The sequence below is a fragment of the Neoroseomonas marina genome (assembly GCF_012927745.1).
Lineage (GTDB): Bacteria > Pseudomonadota > Alphaproteobacteria > Acetobacterales > Acetobacteraceae > Neoroseomonas > Neoroseomonas marina.
The window spans coordinates 237803-253347 of record NZ_JABBKX010000001.1 but is presented as its reverse complement, the minus strand read 5'-3'; the positions used below and the strand labels follow the sequence as shown (position 1 = coordinate 253347).

Below are 15545 nucleotides of genomic sequence, written 5' to 3'. Positions count from 1 at the left end.
TCGCGCCGGCCATCGGCACCGGGCCTTCAGCGGCGGCCCGACGCGAAGCGGACCGCTTCCTCCGCCGCGCGGAACAGGGCGCGGGCCTTCTGGACCGTTTCCTCGTACTCGGCCTTCGGGTTGGAATCGGCCACGACGCCGGCGCCGGCCTGGACGTACATGACGCCGTCCTTCACCAGCGCCGTGCGCAGCGCGATGCAGGTGTCCATGCCGCCATCGGCGCCGAAATAGCCGATGCCGCCGGCATAGAGGCCGCGGCGCGACGGCTCGAGTTCCTCGATGATCTCCATCGCCCGGATCTTCGGCGCGCCGGACAGCGTGCCGGCCGGGAAGCCCGCGCAATAGGCGTCGAGCGCGTCGAGCCCTTCGCGCAGCCGGCCCTGCACCTCGGACCCGATGTGCATGACCTGGGAATAGCGCTCCACCTGGAACTGCGCCGTCACCTTCACCGTGCCGATCTCGGCCACGCGGCCGACATCGTTGCGGCCGAGGTCGAGCAGCATCAGGTGCTCCGCGCGCTCCTTCGGATCGGCCAGCAACTCGGCTTCGAGCGCGCGGTCCTCCTCGGGCGTGGCACCTCGGCGACGGGTGCCGGCCAGCGGGCGGACCGTGACCGTGTTGTCGCGGCAGCGGACCAGGATCTCCGGGCTCGCCGCGACGACGGAGAAGCCGCCGAAATCCCCGAACACCAGGAAGGGCGCGGGATTGATCCGCCGCAGCGCGCGATAGAGCGCGAAGGGCGGCAGCGCGAAGGGGGCGGAGAAGCGCTGCGCCGGGACGATCTGGAAGCAGTCGCCGGCGCGGATGTACTCCTTCGCCTTCTCCACCGCGGCGATGTAGCCGGCCTCGGTGAAGTTGCTCTCGGGTGCGGGCTGGGCCGGCAGGGCGGCGGGCGGCGCCGGTCGCGGCACCGGCCGGTCGAGCGCGGCCTCCGCCTCGTCGAGCCGGGCATTCGCGGCCTCCCACGCCGTGGCGGGGTCGCTGCCGGGCCAGACGGGCGCGCACAGGGCCAGCGTGTCCCGCACATGGTCGAAGACCGCCATGATGGTCGGGCGTGTCATCACCGCATCGGGAATGCCGAGCACGTCGGGATTGGTCGCGGGCAGCCGCTCGATCAGCCGCACCATGTCGTAGCCGAGATACCCGAACAGGCCCGCGGCCATAGGCGGCAGGCCCGGGGGCACCGGCATGCGGCATTCGTTGATGAGCCGGCGCAGGCTCTCGAGCGCCGGCCCGTCCTCGGGCGCGAAGGCGTGCGGGGCGGAGAGCGCATGGCGGTTGATCTCCGCCTTGCCGCCGCGGCAGCGCCAGACCAGGTCGGGCGCGAGGCCGATCGCCGAATACCGGCCGCGCGCCGCGCCCCCTTCGATCGATTCCAGCAGGAAGGCATTGGCCTGGGCCCCGCCCGTCAGCTTCAGGAAGGCGCCGACCGGGGTATCGAGGTCGGCCACGCGTTCCCGTACCACGATGGTGCCACGCCCGGCCGCGAGCGCGTTGCGGAAGGCAGCGAAGGAGGCGTCGTTCATCGGCCGGTGACCTGTTCGAGCAGGGTGCGGTTGACCTGTACCCCCGCGCGGTTGCGCAGCGCGATGGCGAACTGCTCTTCGAGCTCGGCCTGCATCGACTGCTCCACCTCGGTGCGCAGGCGCCCGAGGCCGAGCGGATCGGATGCGGGGTCGAAGGGCACCACCTGCACCACCTGCGCGACCGCGAAGCCGGTGCGGGTCTCGACCATGGTGGGTTCGTTGGCCTTGGCCTCGAACAGCGGCGCGATCAGTTCCGGCGGCATGCCGCCCGCGGCCTGCGGGTTGCGGCCGAAGGGGCCGATGCGCTGGGGCGTCAGGCCCGCCTCCTCGGCCGCCTGGGCCATGGTCTTGCCGCCGCGGATGGCCGCGAGCAGCCCTGCGGCCTTTTCCTCGGCCGCGCGGCGCCGCGCGTCGGACAGGTAGGCGATCCGCACCTCGTTCTCCACGCTCTCGAAGGGGCGGAGCGCAGGCGGGGTGACGGCGCGCAGGTCGATGGCGACGAAGGCGTCGCCCATTTCCGTCATGCGCGCCGGGTCGCCCTGGCGGGCGGCGAAGACGGCGCGCAGCAGCGCCTCGCGCTCGCTGTCCCCGACCGGCAGCGCGACGCGCTCATTGGCGGGCGAGCGGCCGGTGGAATCGATGGTCACCGTGGTCACCTCCGCGCCGAGGCGCCGGGCCACCGCATCCAGCGGTTCCCCGCCGGCCAGCGCGTCCTCGATCCGGTTCGCGCGTTCGTAGGCGAGGTCGAGGGCGCGGTCGTGCGCGACCTCCTGGCGGAGCTGGTCGCGCACCTCGGCGAAGGAACGGCTGGTGGCGGGCTCGATGCGCTCGACCTTCAGCACGTGCCAGCCGAAGGGGCTCCGGACCGGATCGGTGATCGCGCCCTCGGCCGCGGCGAAGGCCGCCTCGGCCACGTTCGCCAGCGGCATGGTGCCGCGATCGAGCAGACCGAGATCGGCGGCGCTGCCGCCAGCGGCGCTCGCCGCCTGTTCGACCGCGGCGAAGTCGGCGCCGTCGCGCCATGTGGCTGCGAGGGTGCGGGCCGCCTCTTCGGTCGGCAGCACGGCCTGGCGGAGGGCGCGGCGCTCGCCCGTCTCGAACTGGCTGCGCCGCTGCTCGAAGGCCTGCTGCAGCTCGGCGTCGGAGACCTCGATCTCGCGCGACAGGCTGGCCGGGGAGACCACGGCGATCGCCACCTCCCGGTACTCGGGGGCGGAGAAGCGCTGCGGGTTGGTCTCCTGGAAGCGGCGCAGCTGCGCCTCGGTGGGGGCTTCCGGCTCGGGGATGGAGGCGAGCGGGATGCTGACGACCTCCGCGACGCGGCGTTCCATCAGCCAGGCGAGCAGCGGGGCGGTGATGGCGTCGGGGCCGGCCGCGCCCGAGCGCACCGCGCCGGCGAGCTGCTGGCGCAGGATGTCGCCGGCGATGACGTTGAGGAACTGCGGCTCGCTCAGCTCGTTCTGGCGCAGCAGCGTATCCAGCGTGGCGCGGGAGAAGGACCCGTCCGGTCCGCGCAGGCCGGGGATGGCGAAGACCGCGTCGCGCACCGTCTCAGGCGGGGCGACGAGGCCGAGGCGGCGCGCCTCGACGCGCAGCGCCCGGTCGGAGATCAATTGTTCGATCGCCGTGGCGGCCACCGCGCGGCGGATGTTGTCGTCCGGCTCGAAGCGGTTGCCGAGCTGGCGGGCGATGCGCGTCATCTCCCGCCGTGCCGCGGCCTGGGCTTCCGGCAGCTCGATCTTCTCGCCGCCGACGGTCGCGACCGCGGTCTCGATGCCGAAGTTCCGCACCACGTCGCCCACCCCCCAGATCGCGAAGGAGAAGACGAGGATCACGAACAGGATCTTGGCGGGCCAGGTGCCGGCGAGGCGGCGGAGCGCGGTGAGCATGGGCGCGTCCTTACCGCCCGAGGCGCGGCGGCGGAAGGGGCAGGGGAGGTCCGGCGGCCGCGACCCCCCGCGATCCCGGCCCCCGGGTTGGACAGGCGCCGCATTTCCGTTACCTCGCCCCGAGCATGAATTCGAGGAGACGCAGATGACCCCCGGAGTGCGCCCGCTGATCGCCGGCAACTGGAAGATGCACGGCCTGGCGGCCGACGGCCTCACGCTGGCGCGGGCCGTCGCGGCGGGTGCGGCGGGGGCCTCGGCCGAGATCCTGGTCTGCCCCCCGGCCACGCTGGTCGCGGCGGTGGCCGCTGCGGTGCAAGGCGGGCCGGTCGCGGTCGGCGGCCAGGATTGCCATCTGGTGGCCAAGGGCGCCCATACCGGGGACGTCTCGGCCCCGATGCTGGCCGATGCCGGGGCGCGCTACGTCATCCTCGGCCATTCCGAGCGCCGGGCCGACCACCACGAGACCGATGCGGTGGTGAAGGCCAAGGCGGCCTCGGCCATCGCCCATGGCCTGATCCCGATCGTCTGCGTGGGCGAGACGCTGGCCCAGCGCGAGGCCGGGGAGGCCGAGGCGGTGGTCCGCGCCCAGGTCGCCGGCAGCCTGCCGGATGGCTTCGTCGCGGCCGGCGGCGTGGTCGCCTATGAACCGGTCTGGGCCATCGGCACCGGTCGGACCCCGACCGAGGCCGACATCGCGGCCATTCATGCGGCGTTGCGCGAGGCGGTCGGCCCGACCACCCGGCTGCTCTACGGCGGATCCGTGAAGCCGGGGAATGCCGCCGCCATCCTGGCCCTGCCGAATGTGGACGGGGCCCTGGTGGGGGGTGCGAGCCTGGTCGCGGAGGATTTCCTGGCGATTGCCCGCGCGGCGGGGTAGCCCCCGGGCCTGCCAGCCGCTAGATACGCGCCGCCATGACCACCGTCCTGCTCGTCGTCCACCTCTTCGTCACCCTCGCCCTGATCGGCCTCGTCCTGCTGCAGCGCAGCGAGGGCGGCGGCCTCGGCATCGGGTCGTCGGGGGGCATGGGCTCCTTCATGGGTGGGCGCGGCACGGCGAACCTGCTGACGCGCGGGACGGCGATCCTCGGCACGCTGTTCTTCGTGCTGGCCCTGGCTCTGGCGCTGCTGAACCGCGGCGCCAGCCAGCAGAACCGCTCGATTCTCGATTCGCCGCCCCCCGCCAGCGCGCCGGCCGCCCCGTCGCTGCCCGCGGCGCCGGTCGTCCCGAACAACTAGCCCCGTCGTTTCAACCACTTCCGGGCGCGTGGCCGCCCCGCGTCGTGCGCGGGTGGCTTCCACGCGCGTGTCTTGTTATGGAGGGCGCCCATGGCGCGGTTCGTCTTCATCACCGGCGGCGTGGTCTCCTCCCTTGGCAAGGGTATCGCTTCCGCCTCCCTCGGCGCGTTGCTCCAGGCACGCGGCTACAAGGTCCGGCTGAGGAAGCTGGACCCCTACCTCAACGTCGATCCGGGGACGATGTCCCCGTATCAGCACGGGGAGGTCTACGTCACCGACGACGGTGCCGAGACCGACCTCGACCTCGGCCATTATGAACGCTTCACGGGCGTCGCCGCCCGCAAGGCGGACAACTGGACCACGGGGCGGCTGTACCTCGACGTGATCGCGGCGGAACGTCGCGGCGACTACCTGGGCGGCACCGTCCAGGTCATCCCGCACATCACCGACAAGATCAAAGAGATCATCCAGGCCGAGACCGACCCCTACGACTTCGTCCTGGTCGAGATCGGCGGCACCGTCGGCGACATCGAATCGCTGCCCTTCCTGGAAGCGATCCGTCAGCTCGCGAACGAGCTCGGGCCGCAGCGCAGCCTCTTCATGCACCTCACCCTGGTGCCCTACATCTCCTCGGCCGGCGAGCTGAAGACCAAGCCGACCCAGCATTCCGTGAAGGAACTGCTCGGCCTGGGGATCCAGCCGCAGATCCTGCTGTGCCGCTGCGACCGGCCGATCCCGGAGAACGAGCGGCGCAAGATCGCCCTGTTCTGCAACGTGCGGCCCGAGAGCGTGATCCCCGCCCTCGATGCGTCGACGATCTACGAGGTGCCGATCGCCTACCACCGCGAGGGGCTGGACCGGGAAGTGCTCCGCCATTTCGGCCTCTCGGCCTATGGCGAGCCCGACATGTCCCGCTGGAACGGCATCGTCCAGGCGGTGAAGCAGCCCGAGGGCGAGGTCACCATCGCCGTCGTGGGCAAGTACACGAACCTGCTCGACGCCTATAAGTCGTTGGCCGAAGCGCTGACCCATGGCGGCATCGCCCACAATGTGAGGGTCAAGCTGGACTGGGTGGACAGCCAGATCTTCGAGAACGACGCCGAGGCGGTTGCGCGGCTCGAGAAGGTCAACGGCATCCTCGTGCCCGGCGGCTTCGGCGAACGCGGCGCCGAGGGCAAGATCGAAGCCGTGAAGTTCGCCCGCGAGCGCAAGGTGCCCTTCTTCGGCATCTGCTTCGGCATGCAGATGGCGGTGATCGAGGCGGCGCGGAACCTGCTCGGCATCAAGGGTGCCTCCTCGACCGAGTTCGGCCCGTGCCCGGAGCCGATCGTCGGCCTGCTGACCGAATGGCTGCGCGGGAACGAGCTCGAACGCCGCAGTTCCAAGGGCGACCTGGGCGGGACCATGCGCCTCGGCGCCTATCCCGCGCGCCTCGCCGAAGGATCGCTGGTGCGCGAGGTCTATGGCGACCTGGCCGAGATCGAGGAACGCCACCGCCACCGCTACGAGGTCAACATCGCCTACAAGGACCGCCTCGAGGAAGCGGGGCTGCGCTTCTCGGGCCTGTCGCCCGACGGCGTGCTGCCCGAGATCGTGGAATACCCCGACCATCCCTGGTTCATCGGCGTGCAGTACCACCCGGAACTGAAGTCGAAGCCCTTCGAGCCGCATCCGCTGTTCTCGGGCTTCGTCGGGGCCGCGGTGAAGCAGGCGCGGCTGGTGTGAGCCTCGCGGAGGGGCCGAGCCCCTCCGCCGACGCGGCCCTGGCCAGGGCCGGCGATATGCCTGCGTTGACAGCCGTTCCGGGGCGCCTCTAGCGTCCCTGCCATGCGTGGCCTGCACCTCCGCACCGCGAACCGACGCCGTCGCTGCATTCCAGCGGCGGCTTTCGTGGCTGCGTGCAGACACGCCCCTCCCGCGATGAGGCCCGCTTCCTAGCGGCCCATCCGCCGAGGCGGCATCGGCCCGCATCTCCGAACCCCCGCAGCCACCGGCTTCGGGGGTTTTTCTTTGCCCTCACTCCAGCAACAGGACCACCAGCATGACCCTTCGCGTCGGCATTGTCGGAATCAGTGGCTTCGGCGGCGGCGAGGCGCTGCGCCTGGTCGCGGCCCACCCGTCCTTCGAACTCGTCTACGCCGCCGGCGAGGGCAGCGCCGGCAGCCTCCTGATGGATCGGTTCCCCGGCGTGCCGCCCAGGCTGGCCGGGCTGGTGATCGAGAAATGGGACCCGGCGACGCTGCCACAGCTCGACCTGCTGTTCGCCTCGCTGCCCACCGGCCGTTCCGCGGAGGCGCTGGCGCGCATCCCGCAGGAGGTGAAGATCGTCGATATCGGCGGCGACCACCGCTACGCCGAGGGCTGGGCCTACGGCCTCGCCGATGTCTGGCCGGACCGGATCGCGGGCCACACCCGCATCGCCAATCCCGGCTGCTTCCCCGCGGCGGTGCTGACCACGCTCGCGCCGCTGCTGGCGAACCGGCTAATCGACCCCGGCAACATTATCATCGATGCCAAGACCGGGATTTCCGGCGCCGGCCGTGGCGGCGCCGACAGCCGGTTCGGCTATGCCGAGAGCAACGAGAACCTCGTGCCCTATGGCCTGCTCCAGCACGTCCACATGCCCGAGATGGCGAAGACCATCGAGCGGCTGAGCGGCGGCAGCGCCGCCGGGTTGGTGTTCACGCCCCATCTGGTGCCGATGACCCGGGGCGTGCTCGTCACCATCTATTGTCGCGGCGGCGCGACCACGGAGCAGTGCATGGACGCGGCCCGGCGATTCTATGCGGGGCGCGCGTTCGTGCGGGTGACGGACAAGCCGCCGCAGACCAAATGGGCGACCGGCTCGAACCTCTCCTTCGTCAGCTATGCGGCGGATCCGGAGCGCAACCTGGTGATCGCGATGGGCGTGGTCGACAATCTCGGCAAGGGCGCCGCGGGGCAGGCGGTGCAGAATGCGAACCTGATCTGCGGCCTGCCGGAGACCGCGGGGCTGGAGGGCCTCCCTGTCTGGCCATGAGATACCTTGCGAGTCCACGTTGCCCGTCGCCTGCTGGTTCAGGCCGAGCTCCGGAGCCGGCGAACGGGCAACGATCCACGACCCTGCCGGGTGAACCTGCACTTGGCGGGTCCCTCGGGAACCGGCATTGCAATCGGCACACCGAGCGCATATAGGAAAAACATCACAGAAACCCTGTGCCAGATCTTTGGTTTGCAAAGGCCTCTCGGCCTTTGCCGGGGAGAGTTCGAGAGGGGCTGACCCCCCTCTCGCCGCATCCGCCGCGAAACGCCTAGAACCGCCATCGCCTGAAGTAGCAGAGACCTCCGATGCACCACGTCAAAGTCGGCTCCGTCACCATCGGCAATGACCTGCCGCTCGTCTTCCTCTCCGGCCCTTGCCAGATCGAGAGCCGCGCCCATGCCCTGGAAACGGCTGCTGCGCTGAAGGAAATGGCGGCCGCCGCCGGCGTGCCGTTGATCTACAAATCCTCCTTCGACAAGGCGAACCGCACGAGCGTGAAGGCCGCCCGCGGCATCGGCATGAAGGAAGGCCTCGCCATCCTGGCCGAGGTGCGCGAGGCAACGGGCCTGCCCGTGCTGACCGACGTGCACGCCCCCGAGCAATGCGCGCCGGTCGCCGAGGCGGTGGACGTGCTGCAGATCCCGGCCTTCCTTTGCCGCCAGACCGACCTGCTGGTCGCCGCCGGCGAGACGGGCCGGGCGATCAACGTGAAGAAGGGCCAGTTCCTCGCGCCCTGGGACATGACCAACGTGGCGGCCAAGATCGCCTCGACGGGCAACGAGAACATCCTGCTCTGCGAGCGCGGCGCCTCCTTCGGCTACAACACGCTGGTCGCGGACATGCGGTCCCTTCCGATCATGGCGGCGACTGGCTATCCGGTGGTGATGGACGCGACGCACGCCGTCCAGCAGCCGGGCGGGCAGGGGACATCCTCGGGCGGGCAGCGGGAGTTCGCCCCGGTGCTGGCCCGCGCCGCGGTCGCGGTCGGCGTCGCGGCGGTCTTCATCGAGACCCATCCCGATCCCGACCATGCACCGTCCGATGGCCCCAACATGATCCCGCTGCGCGAGATGCCGGCGCTGATCGCGCGGCTCAAGGCTTTCGACACGCTGGCGAAGTCCGGCTGACCATGCGGCGATTCGGCGTCGCGGGCATCGCCCTCGCCGGCATCGCCGGGGCGCAACCCGGCGTGGTGCGTCGCCTCGCGGCGCTGCTTGGTGCCGGGGACGCCGCGGCAGCGCCCGATTCCGATCTTGGCCCGGCCAGCACCGGCGACGACGGCGCCGCGGCGGCATGAGCCGTCCGCCCGGCCTGCCGCCCATTCCGCGCCGCCCCGTCGCGGCGCTGCTGATCGCGGCGATGCTAGGCGGCTTCCTCTGGTATTCGGTCCCGGCCGGCTGGGCGACGCTGCGCGCCTCGGAGTGGCATTGGGAGACGGTGCTGGCGGTCGTCGGCGCCCATGCCGTCATCCTTGGCCCGCTCGGCTGGATCGCCTGGCTGTTCTGGGCGGGGCGGCGGCCCGGCGACGGCGGCTGACCAGCGGGGTGTTCTGCACTTTTGGCGCGTATCCCACGTCGATGCGCAGCACCTTCCTGCCGGTCGCCCGGCCTGTGCCATGGAGGTGCGTCGTCCCCTGGGACCGGAGAGCCTGCGCATCGAATCGCGGCGGAACGCCGCCAGCCGGCGTGCAGGGCGTGACGGCGGTGCGGGAGACCTCACGATTTCGCGCGCCCCCCGGGCGGCGCGATCCGGTCTAGGGTGCGGCCCCCGCTGCGGAGACCCATGCCGATGCGTCGATCCTTCCTGCTGCTGCTCGCCACCCTGCCCCTGCCGGCCTGCACCGTGGTGCCCTTCGCCCCCCAGGGGGCGGCACAGCGGATCGCGGGGCTGACGGTGGCCGCGGACCAGGCGGCGGGCCGGATGGTGGACCATCTCGGCCAGCGGGAGCGGTCGGAGATCGACCAGGCGGCTTCCCTCCGCTATGCGGCCGGGGGCGCGCCGAACACCAACCTGCCGCGCCCGGCCACCCCGGTAGCCGGCGCGGTGCTCGATCCCGGCATGGACCTGATGGTGCTGGAGACGCGACGCCTCGCAGCCCTCGCCGCCGGCGCGGCCCCGACCGAGGGGCAGGATGGCGCGCTGGCCTTCTCCCGCGTTCAGGATGCCCTGGCCGGGCTGCGCGCGGCGCCCGCGCGCTGGCCCTCCGACGCCGTGCGGCGCCGCGGGCTCGAGGGGTTCCGCGTGCTGTCGGAGCCCGCTCCGCAGGGCATGGACGCCGCGGGGCTCGCCGCCGCCCGCCAGGGGGCGGTCGAGGACGCGACGACCCTGATGCAGGCTCTGGTCGGCTTCGATGCGCGCAGCGGCCTGCGCGGCGTGCTGGCGCAACGTCACGAGGCCTGGCAGGCGGCACAGCGCGGCGTGCTGGCCTCCGGCCGCACCCTGTCCCCGGCGGAGCGGATGGCGTTGTGGAATCGCGTCCAGGCGGCCCTGGCCGCCGACGGGCCGGACCTGCCGGCGGCCGAGCTCGTGCGGCTCTTCGCCGCCCTGCCGCCGGCGCATGCCGCGGCCGGGGCCGGGGATGCCGCCGGCGCGGCATCCTTCGAGGCGGCGCTGGCGCGCTTCCAGGGCGTGCTGGCCCAGGCGCGCTGACCGACCCGCCATGGTGACGACCGCCGTCGCCGTCCTGGCGCCGCGCGCGCCGCTGCTGGCTGCGCTCGGGCTCGCCGGCGTCCTTGCCGGATGCGCCGCCGCGCAGCCGGGCTCGATCCGCGTCGAGGCCACCGCCACGGGGGCGGCGGGCGAGACGATCCGTGAGAGCCGCCCACCAGACAGCGGGAACAGCTGCGGCTGGCTGCATGTCAGCGGCGTCGAGGAGGGCGGTGCGCCACGCCACTTCATGCTGTGGGAGATCGTGCTCGCCCCGGCGCCCGGCGGCGGGCAGGGGCCCTTCCGCCTCTCCTTCCCGATGGAGCCATCCGAGGCCGGGCCGCGGCCGGTGCGTCTCGCGCGCGTGGAGGCCAGTGTCGGCGGCCAGATATGGGAAGGCAGCGCCCTGCACGAGGATTTCACCGCCGAGGTGACGCCCGGCCGCGGCTTCCTGACCGGCCGTTTCGTTCTGCGCGGCCTGCGCCCGCAGGGTGGCGGGAGCGGGCGGATCGACCTTGCCGGGCGGTGGTCCTGCCCAGCGCGGGACCCGGACTGACGGCGCGCGCGGGGCCGCTGCCCTCCTGGCGCGGCCCAGGCAACGCCGGTCCGTTCCGGCGGCCGGCAGCGCCCTACGGCTTGCTCACGGGGCGCGCCTCCGCTACGCGCGCCGCGTCTGGTCTCAGGAAGGACGTTTCATGGCCGCCATCGCCGACATCATCGCCCGCGAGGTCCTCGATTCCCGCGGCAACCCGACCGTCGAGGCGGAGGTCGTGCTCGACAGCGGCGCCGCCGGCCGCGCGATCGTCCCCTCCGGCGCCTCGACCGGCGCGCATGAGGCGGTGGAACTGCGCGACGGCGACAAGGCCCGGTACGGCGGCAAGGGCGTGCTGAAGGCCGTCGCGAATGTCGAGGGCGAGATCTTCGACGCCATCTCCGGCCTCGACGCGCTCGACCAGATCAAGATCGACGAGACGATGATCGAGCTCGACGGGACGCCCAACAAGGCGCGGCTCGGGGCGAATGCGATGCTCGCGGTCTCGCTCGCGGTGGCCAAGGCGGCGGCGACGGATCTCGGCATCCCGCTCTACCGCCATGTCGGCGGCGTCTACGCCCGCACCCTGCCGGTGCCGATGATGAACATCATCAACGGCGGCAAGCACGCGGACAATCCGATCGACATCCAGGAATTCATGATCATGCCGGTCGGCGCCGGCACGGTCGCGGACGCGGTGCGCATCGGGTCCGAGGTGTTCATGGCGCTGAAGAAGGCGCTGCACGACGCCGGCCATTCCACCAATGTCGGTGACGAGGGCGGCTTCGCCCCCAACATCGGTTCGGCCGACGAGGCGCTGGGCTTCATCGCCAAGGCCTGCGAGGCCGCCGGCCATCGCGTCGGCGAGGACGTCGTCTTCGCGCTCGACTGCGCCGCGACCGAGTTCTTCCACGACGGCAAGTACGTGATGGAAGGGGAGGGCAAGACCCTCGATGCCGGCGGCATGGTCGACTACCTGGCCGCGCTCTGCGCCAAGTGGCCGATCGTCTCCATCGAGGACGGCATGTCCGAGGACGATTGGGCGGGCTGGAAGGCGCTGACCGACCGGCTGGGCGCGAAGGTGCAGCTGGTCGGCGACGACCTCTTCGTGACCAACCCCGAGCGCCTGCGCATGGGCATCGAGCGCGGCACGGCGAATGCCATCCTGGTGAAGGTGAACCAGATCGGCACGCTGACCGAGACGCTCGAGGCGGTGGAGACGGCGCACCGCGCCGCCTACCGCGCGGTGATGTCGCACCGGTCGGGCGAGACCGAGGACGCGACGATCGCCGACCTCGCGGTCGCGACGAATTGCGGGCAGATCAAGACCGGGTCGCTGTCGCGGTCGGACCGGCTGGCGAAGTACAACCAGCTGATCCGGATCGAGCAGGACCTCGGCCCCGCGGCCCGCTACGCCGGGCGCGGCGCGATCCGGCGCTGATCGCACCCGGGCCGCGGGTCGTAGCGCGGCGCCGGACTTGCGGCGCGAACCAGCGACGGCGTCCCGAGAGCCCGCGGCCCGAGGCGCTGCCTCGGGCCGGGAGCGTAAAGCGCGACCGAGCGACCGCCCGTTGGGCCGGGTGGTCCAACGGCGCGCGAAGCCAAGGCCGGCGGATGCCGGCGGCCCGGCGTCTGAGGGGCGCGAAGGCATCGCCTTCGCGCGCGACAATCAAGCAGCGAAGCGACGCACCCACGCGGCGTAGCGGTCCATCCAGCCCTGCAGGAACTTCGCCGTGCGTTCGTCGGCGATGCTGCCGTCCTCGGCGATCAGCCCCTCCTTGAACTGCAGGAAGACCTCGGGCGAGGGCAGCACCGCCACGTTCAGCATCGCCAGCACGTTGCGCAGATGCTGCTGCGCCATCGCGCTGCCTGCCGCGCCGGGCGATGTACCGACGATCCCTGCCGGCTTGCCGCCCCAGACGCTCTGCCCCGCCGGGCGCGAGCCCTGGTCGATCGCATTCTTGAGCACGCCGGGGATGGAGCGGTTGTATTCGGGCGTGACGAACAGCACGCCCTGCGCCGCGCGGATCTGCGCGCGGAACTGCGAGAGCGCCGGCGTCGGCGTCGCTTCCTCATCCTGGTTGTAGAGCGGCAGGGCACCGATCGGTGCTTCCGTGAAGGTGAACTCCGCAGGGCCGATGCGCATCAGCGCCGTGGCGAGGCGCCGGTTGAAGGATGCCTTGCGCAGGCTGCCGATGACGACGGCGATCGCGGGGCCGGGCATGTCGCATTTCCTTTTGCCAGGGGCGGGACCTTGGCCCTCCGGCGGCACTCCGGGCAAGCGCCGCTGCCTGCCGAAAAAGAAAATTGACGAACCCATGCGAAACGTCGAACGAAGCGGGTGACACCGAGTCGCCTCGGTGTCTAGAATCTCGTGTCGCTTCGCTGTCGGAAGTGTTTGGTGCGGTTTCTCAAGCGCGTCTTCAACGCCCTCGCCTTGCCGGTGCTGTTCTCGGCGGTCTCGGGCTACTTCGTCTGGCACGCCATGCATGGCGAGCGAGGCCTGATCGCGCGCGCCGAACGCCTGAACGACATCGCCGCCGCCCGGCGCGACCTGGCCGAAGCGGAACGCGAACGCGACCAGATCGAACGGCGTGTCGTGGGCCTGCGGGGCGAGCGGCTGGACCGCGATCAGCTCGACGAACGTGCGCGGTCGCTGCTGAATATGGTCGGCCGCGACGAGGTCGTCGTGCCCTACGGCCCGGAGCGACGCCTCTACTGACTGTGACGCGGCGCGATTGCGCCGGACCGCGCCGACGCGGGATGCTTCCGGCAGATCACCGGAGGACGCCATGCTGCGCAGGTCCCTTGCTGCCCTTCTGCTGACCGCCGCCCTCGCCCCGCACGCGGCACGCGCCCAGGGTGGGCCGGCGCGCATCGAGGTCGCGGCCCGGCCCGCCGCCGTGACCGTCTTTCCCGACCAGGCGACCGTGACGCGCCGTGGCACCGTCGACCTGCCGGCGGGCGACAGCGTGCTGGTGCTGCCCGACATCCCGACCGCCGTGCTGCGTGACAGTGTCACCGCGCGGGGTCGCGCGCCGGGGGCGGTTGCGATCGGCAGCGTCGAGCTCCGCCAGGCCCGCTTCGACCGGAATGCGATCGACGCCCGGCGCGCGGCACTCGAAGCACGGCTGCGCGAGGCCGAGGACGCCGTCACCGCCCTCGACCCGGCGCTGGCCGCCCAGGCGGCGCAGCTGCGGCTGATCGAGCGCCTGGCGGGGGGCTTCGTCGCCGCCCAGCGGCAGCCCACCGCCCCGAACGAGGCGCCGCCGCGGCTTTCGGCCGATCCAGCGGCCTGGCGTGCCGCGTGGGAGGCCGTGCGCGAGGGCACCGAGCAGGCCAGCGAAGCCACGCGACGCCTGCAGGCCGAACGGCGCATCGCGGAGCAGCGGCGCGATGCCGTGAAGGCGGAGATTGCGGCCCTCGGCGGCCCGCCGCCCGGCGCGCTCGAAATCGCCGTCGCCGTCCGAGCCGATCAGCCGACGCGGCTCGAGCTCGAGGTCGCCTACCAACTGCGCGGCGCGCGCTGGCAACCCGTCTACGAGGTACGGCTCGACACCCAGTCCTCCCGCATCGCGTTGCGGCAGGAGGCGATCGTCACGCAGCAGACCGGCGAGGATTGGAACGATGTCGCGCTGACCTTGTCGACGGCGCGGCCGGCGGAGGCCTCGGGGCCGCCGCGCCTGCAGCCCTGGCGCATCACGCTCGTCGACCCGGCGGAGATCGCCCGCCGGGCCCGCGAACAGGCGATGCGCGACGACCGGCAGGTGCGCGGCGCCGCGGCGCCGGCGTCGATCGCTGCGGCCCCGGCCCCGGTCGCAACCGAAGCCGAGGTGGTGTCGGCCAGCGTGCAGACGGCGGGCTTCGCGGTCGAGTACGTCATCCCCGGCGCGTCGAGCGTCGCGGCCGACGGTGCCGACCGGCGCGTGCGGATCGCCGATCTGTCGGCCGAGGCGACGATGTCCGCCCTGGCCATTCCGAGGCTGGCCCCGCGCGCCTTCCTGCGCGCGCGCTTCGCCCATGCGGCGCCGGCGCCGACGCTGCCCGGGACGGCCTCGCTGCACCTCGATGGCGTCTTCGTCGGGCGCGCCGCGCTGCCGCTGTTGCGCCCGGGCGAGGAGGCGACGTTGGCGTTCGGCGCCGACGACCGCATCCGCGTCGCCTACGAACCGCAGGCCCGCCGCCGTGCGCAGGAAGGCAGCCTGCTGACGGGACGCACGAGCACCGAGACCTTCGAAGCGATCATGACCCTGCGATCCTTCCACGGCCGGCCCGTCGAGGTCACGGTCGAGGACCAGGTGCCGGTGTCGGGCGACGCAGACCTGGTCGTGGCGCTGCAGGCGGACCCCGCGCCCAGCGCGCGGGACGTCGAGGACCGGCCCGGCGTCCTGGCCTGGACCTTCGCCCTCGCGCCGGGTCAGGAGCGCCGCATCCGCCTCGGCTACACCGTCACGTCGCCCCGGGACCGTCAGGTCCAGGGACTTCCGGGGCGGTGAGCGCGAAATAGCAACGCTATGGCGCGGCGGCGCCGCGCGGTGCAGGATTGTTTCGTGATGGGCATGCGCGTGGGCCGAACCCGCAAGAACGGGGATCCTGGCCCAATGAGGACCGACCGGCTTGGTCGGGCCGACGATCGCGTCGTTTCAGCAACTTAACTGAATTCCAGTTAATCGTCTTATTGCATTGCGAAAGAA

General features: G+C 72.1%; 15 protein-coding genes. 12 read left to right on the top strand and 3 right to left on the bottom strand.

Annotated features, from left to right (window positions below; genetic code table 11):
- Positions 1 to 26: 26 nt before the first annotated feature.
- Positions 27 to 1526: an anthranilate synthase component I gene (trpE, locus tag GWK16_RS01270; protein WP_170052163.1), complete on the bottom strand. Its 1500-nt coding sequence runs from the start codon at positions 1524 to 1526 to the stop codon at positions 27 to 29.
- Positions 1523 to 3415 carry a peptidylprolyl isomerase gene (locus GWK16_RS01265; protein ID WP_170052162.1) on the bottom strand — a complete coding sequence of 631 codons (1893 nt, stop codon included), beginning with the start codon at positions 3413 to 3415 and terminating at the stop codon, positions 1523 to 1525. The genes trpE and GWK16_RS01265 overlap by 4 nt, the downstream gene beginning before the upstream one ends.
- Before the next feature lie 157 nt (positions 3416 to 3572).
- Here GWK16_RS01265 and tpiA point away from each other — a divergent pair, with 157 nt between their 5' ends.
- From tpiA to eno, 10 genes are all read left to right on the top strand, one after another.
- On the top strand, positions 3573 to 4292 hold the full coding sequence (tpiA, locus tag GWK16_RS01260) for a triose-phosphate isomerase (protein ID WP_338144411.1): 720 nt from the start codon (positions 3573 to 3575) through the stop codon (positions 4290 to 4292).
- A 35-nt stretch (positions 4293 to 4327) separates the two neighbouring features.
- On the top strand, positions 4328 to 4651 hold the full coding sequence (secG, locus tag GWK16_RS01255) for a preprotein translocase subunit SecG (protein WP_170052160.1): 324 nt from the start codon (positions 4328 to 4330) through the stop codon (positions 4649 to 4651).
- Between the two features lie 90 nt (positions 4652 to 4741).
- Positions 4742 to 6376, top strand: coding sequence for a CTP synthase (locus tag GWK16_RS01250; protein ID WP_170052159.1), 1635 nt, complete (start codon positions 4742 to 4744; stop codon positions 6374 to 6376).
- 316 nt (positions 6377 to 6692) lie between these two features.
- Complete coding sequence (gene argC / locus GWK16_RS01245; RefSeq protein WP_170052158.1) at positions 6693 to 7670, top strand: N-acetyl-gamma-glutamyl-phosphate reductase; 978 nt, start codon at positions 6693 to 6695, stop codon at positions 7668 to 7670.
- A gap of 308 nt (positions 7671 to 7978) precedes the next feature.
- Positions 7979 to 8800: a 3-deoxy-8-phosphooctulonate synthase gene (gene kdsA, locus GWK16_RS01240; RefSeq protein ID WP_170052157.1), complete on the top strand. Its 822-nt coding sequence runs from the start codon at positions 7979 to 7981 to the stop codon at positions 8798 to 8800.
- 2 nt (positions 8801 to 8802) lie between these two features.
- A complete protein-coding gene (locus tag GWK16_RS01235; protein ID WP_170052156.1) occupies positions 8803 to 8970 on the top strand; it encodes a hypothetical protein in 168 nt (55 codons plus the stop codon).
- Positions 8967 to 9209 (top strand): hypothetical protein, encoded by a 243-nt coding sequence (locus tag GWK16_RS01230; protein WP_170052155.1) that lies wholly within the window; start codon positions 8967 to 8969, stop codon positions 9207 to 9209. Before GWK16_RS01235 ends, GWK16_RS01230 begins: the two co-directional genes overlap by 4 nt.
- A gap of 252 nt (positions 9210 to 9461) precedes the next feature.
- The gene (locus GWK16_RS01225; RefSeq protein WP_170052154.1) at positions 9462 to 10322 is read left to right on the top strand and encodes a hypothetical protein; all 861 of its coding nucleotides are present in this window, start codon (positions 9462 to 9464) and stop codon (positions 10320 to 10322) included.
- Between the two features lie 10 nt (positions 10323 to 10332).
- Positions 10333 to 10875 carry a hypothetical protein gene (locus GWK16_RS01220; protein WP_170052153.1) on the top strand — a complete coding sequence of 181 codons (543 nt, stop codon included), beginning with the start codon at positions 10333 to 10335 and terminating at the stop codon, positions 10873 to 10875.
- A gap of 139 nt (positions 10876 to 11014) precedes the next feature.
- Positions 11015 to 12292, top strand: coding sequence for a phosphopyruvate hydratase (gene eno, locus GWK16_RS01215; RefSeq protein ID WP_170052152.1), 1278 nt, complete (start codon positions 11015 to 11017; stop codon positions 12290 to 12292).
- Between the two features lie 228 nt (positions 12293 to 12520).
- Here eno and GWK16_RS01210 read toward each other — a convergent pair whose 3' ends face one another.
- Positions 12521 to 13075 (bottom strand): NADPH-dependent FMN reductase, encoded by a 555-nt coding sequence (locus tag GWK16_RS01210; RefSeq protein WP_170052151.1) that lies wholly within the window; start codon positions 13073 to 13075, stop codon positions 12521 to 12523.
- A gap of 177 nt (positions 13076 to 13252) precedes the next feature.
- Here GWK16_RS01210 and GWK16_RS01205 point away from each other — a divergent pair, with 177 nt between their 5' ends.
- Complete coding sequence (locus tag GWK16_RS01205) at positions 13253 to 13573, top strand: FtsB family cell division protein (protein ID WP_170052150.1); 321 nt, start codon at positions 13253 to 13255, stop codon at positions 13571 to 13573.
- Positions 13574 to 13643: 70 nt separating this feature from the next.
- Entirely contained in the window at positions 13644 to 15347 is a 1704-nt protein-coding gene (locus tag GWK16_RS01200; protein WP_170052149.1) for a mucoidy inhibitor MuiA family protein, read from the top strand.
- Positions 15348 to 15545 lie beyond the last annotated feature (198 nt).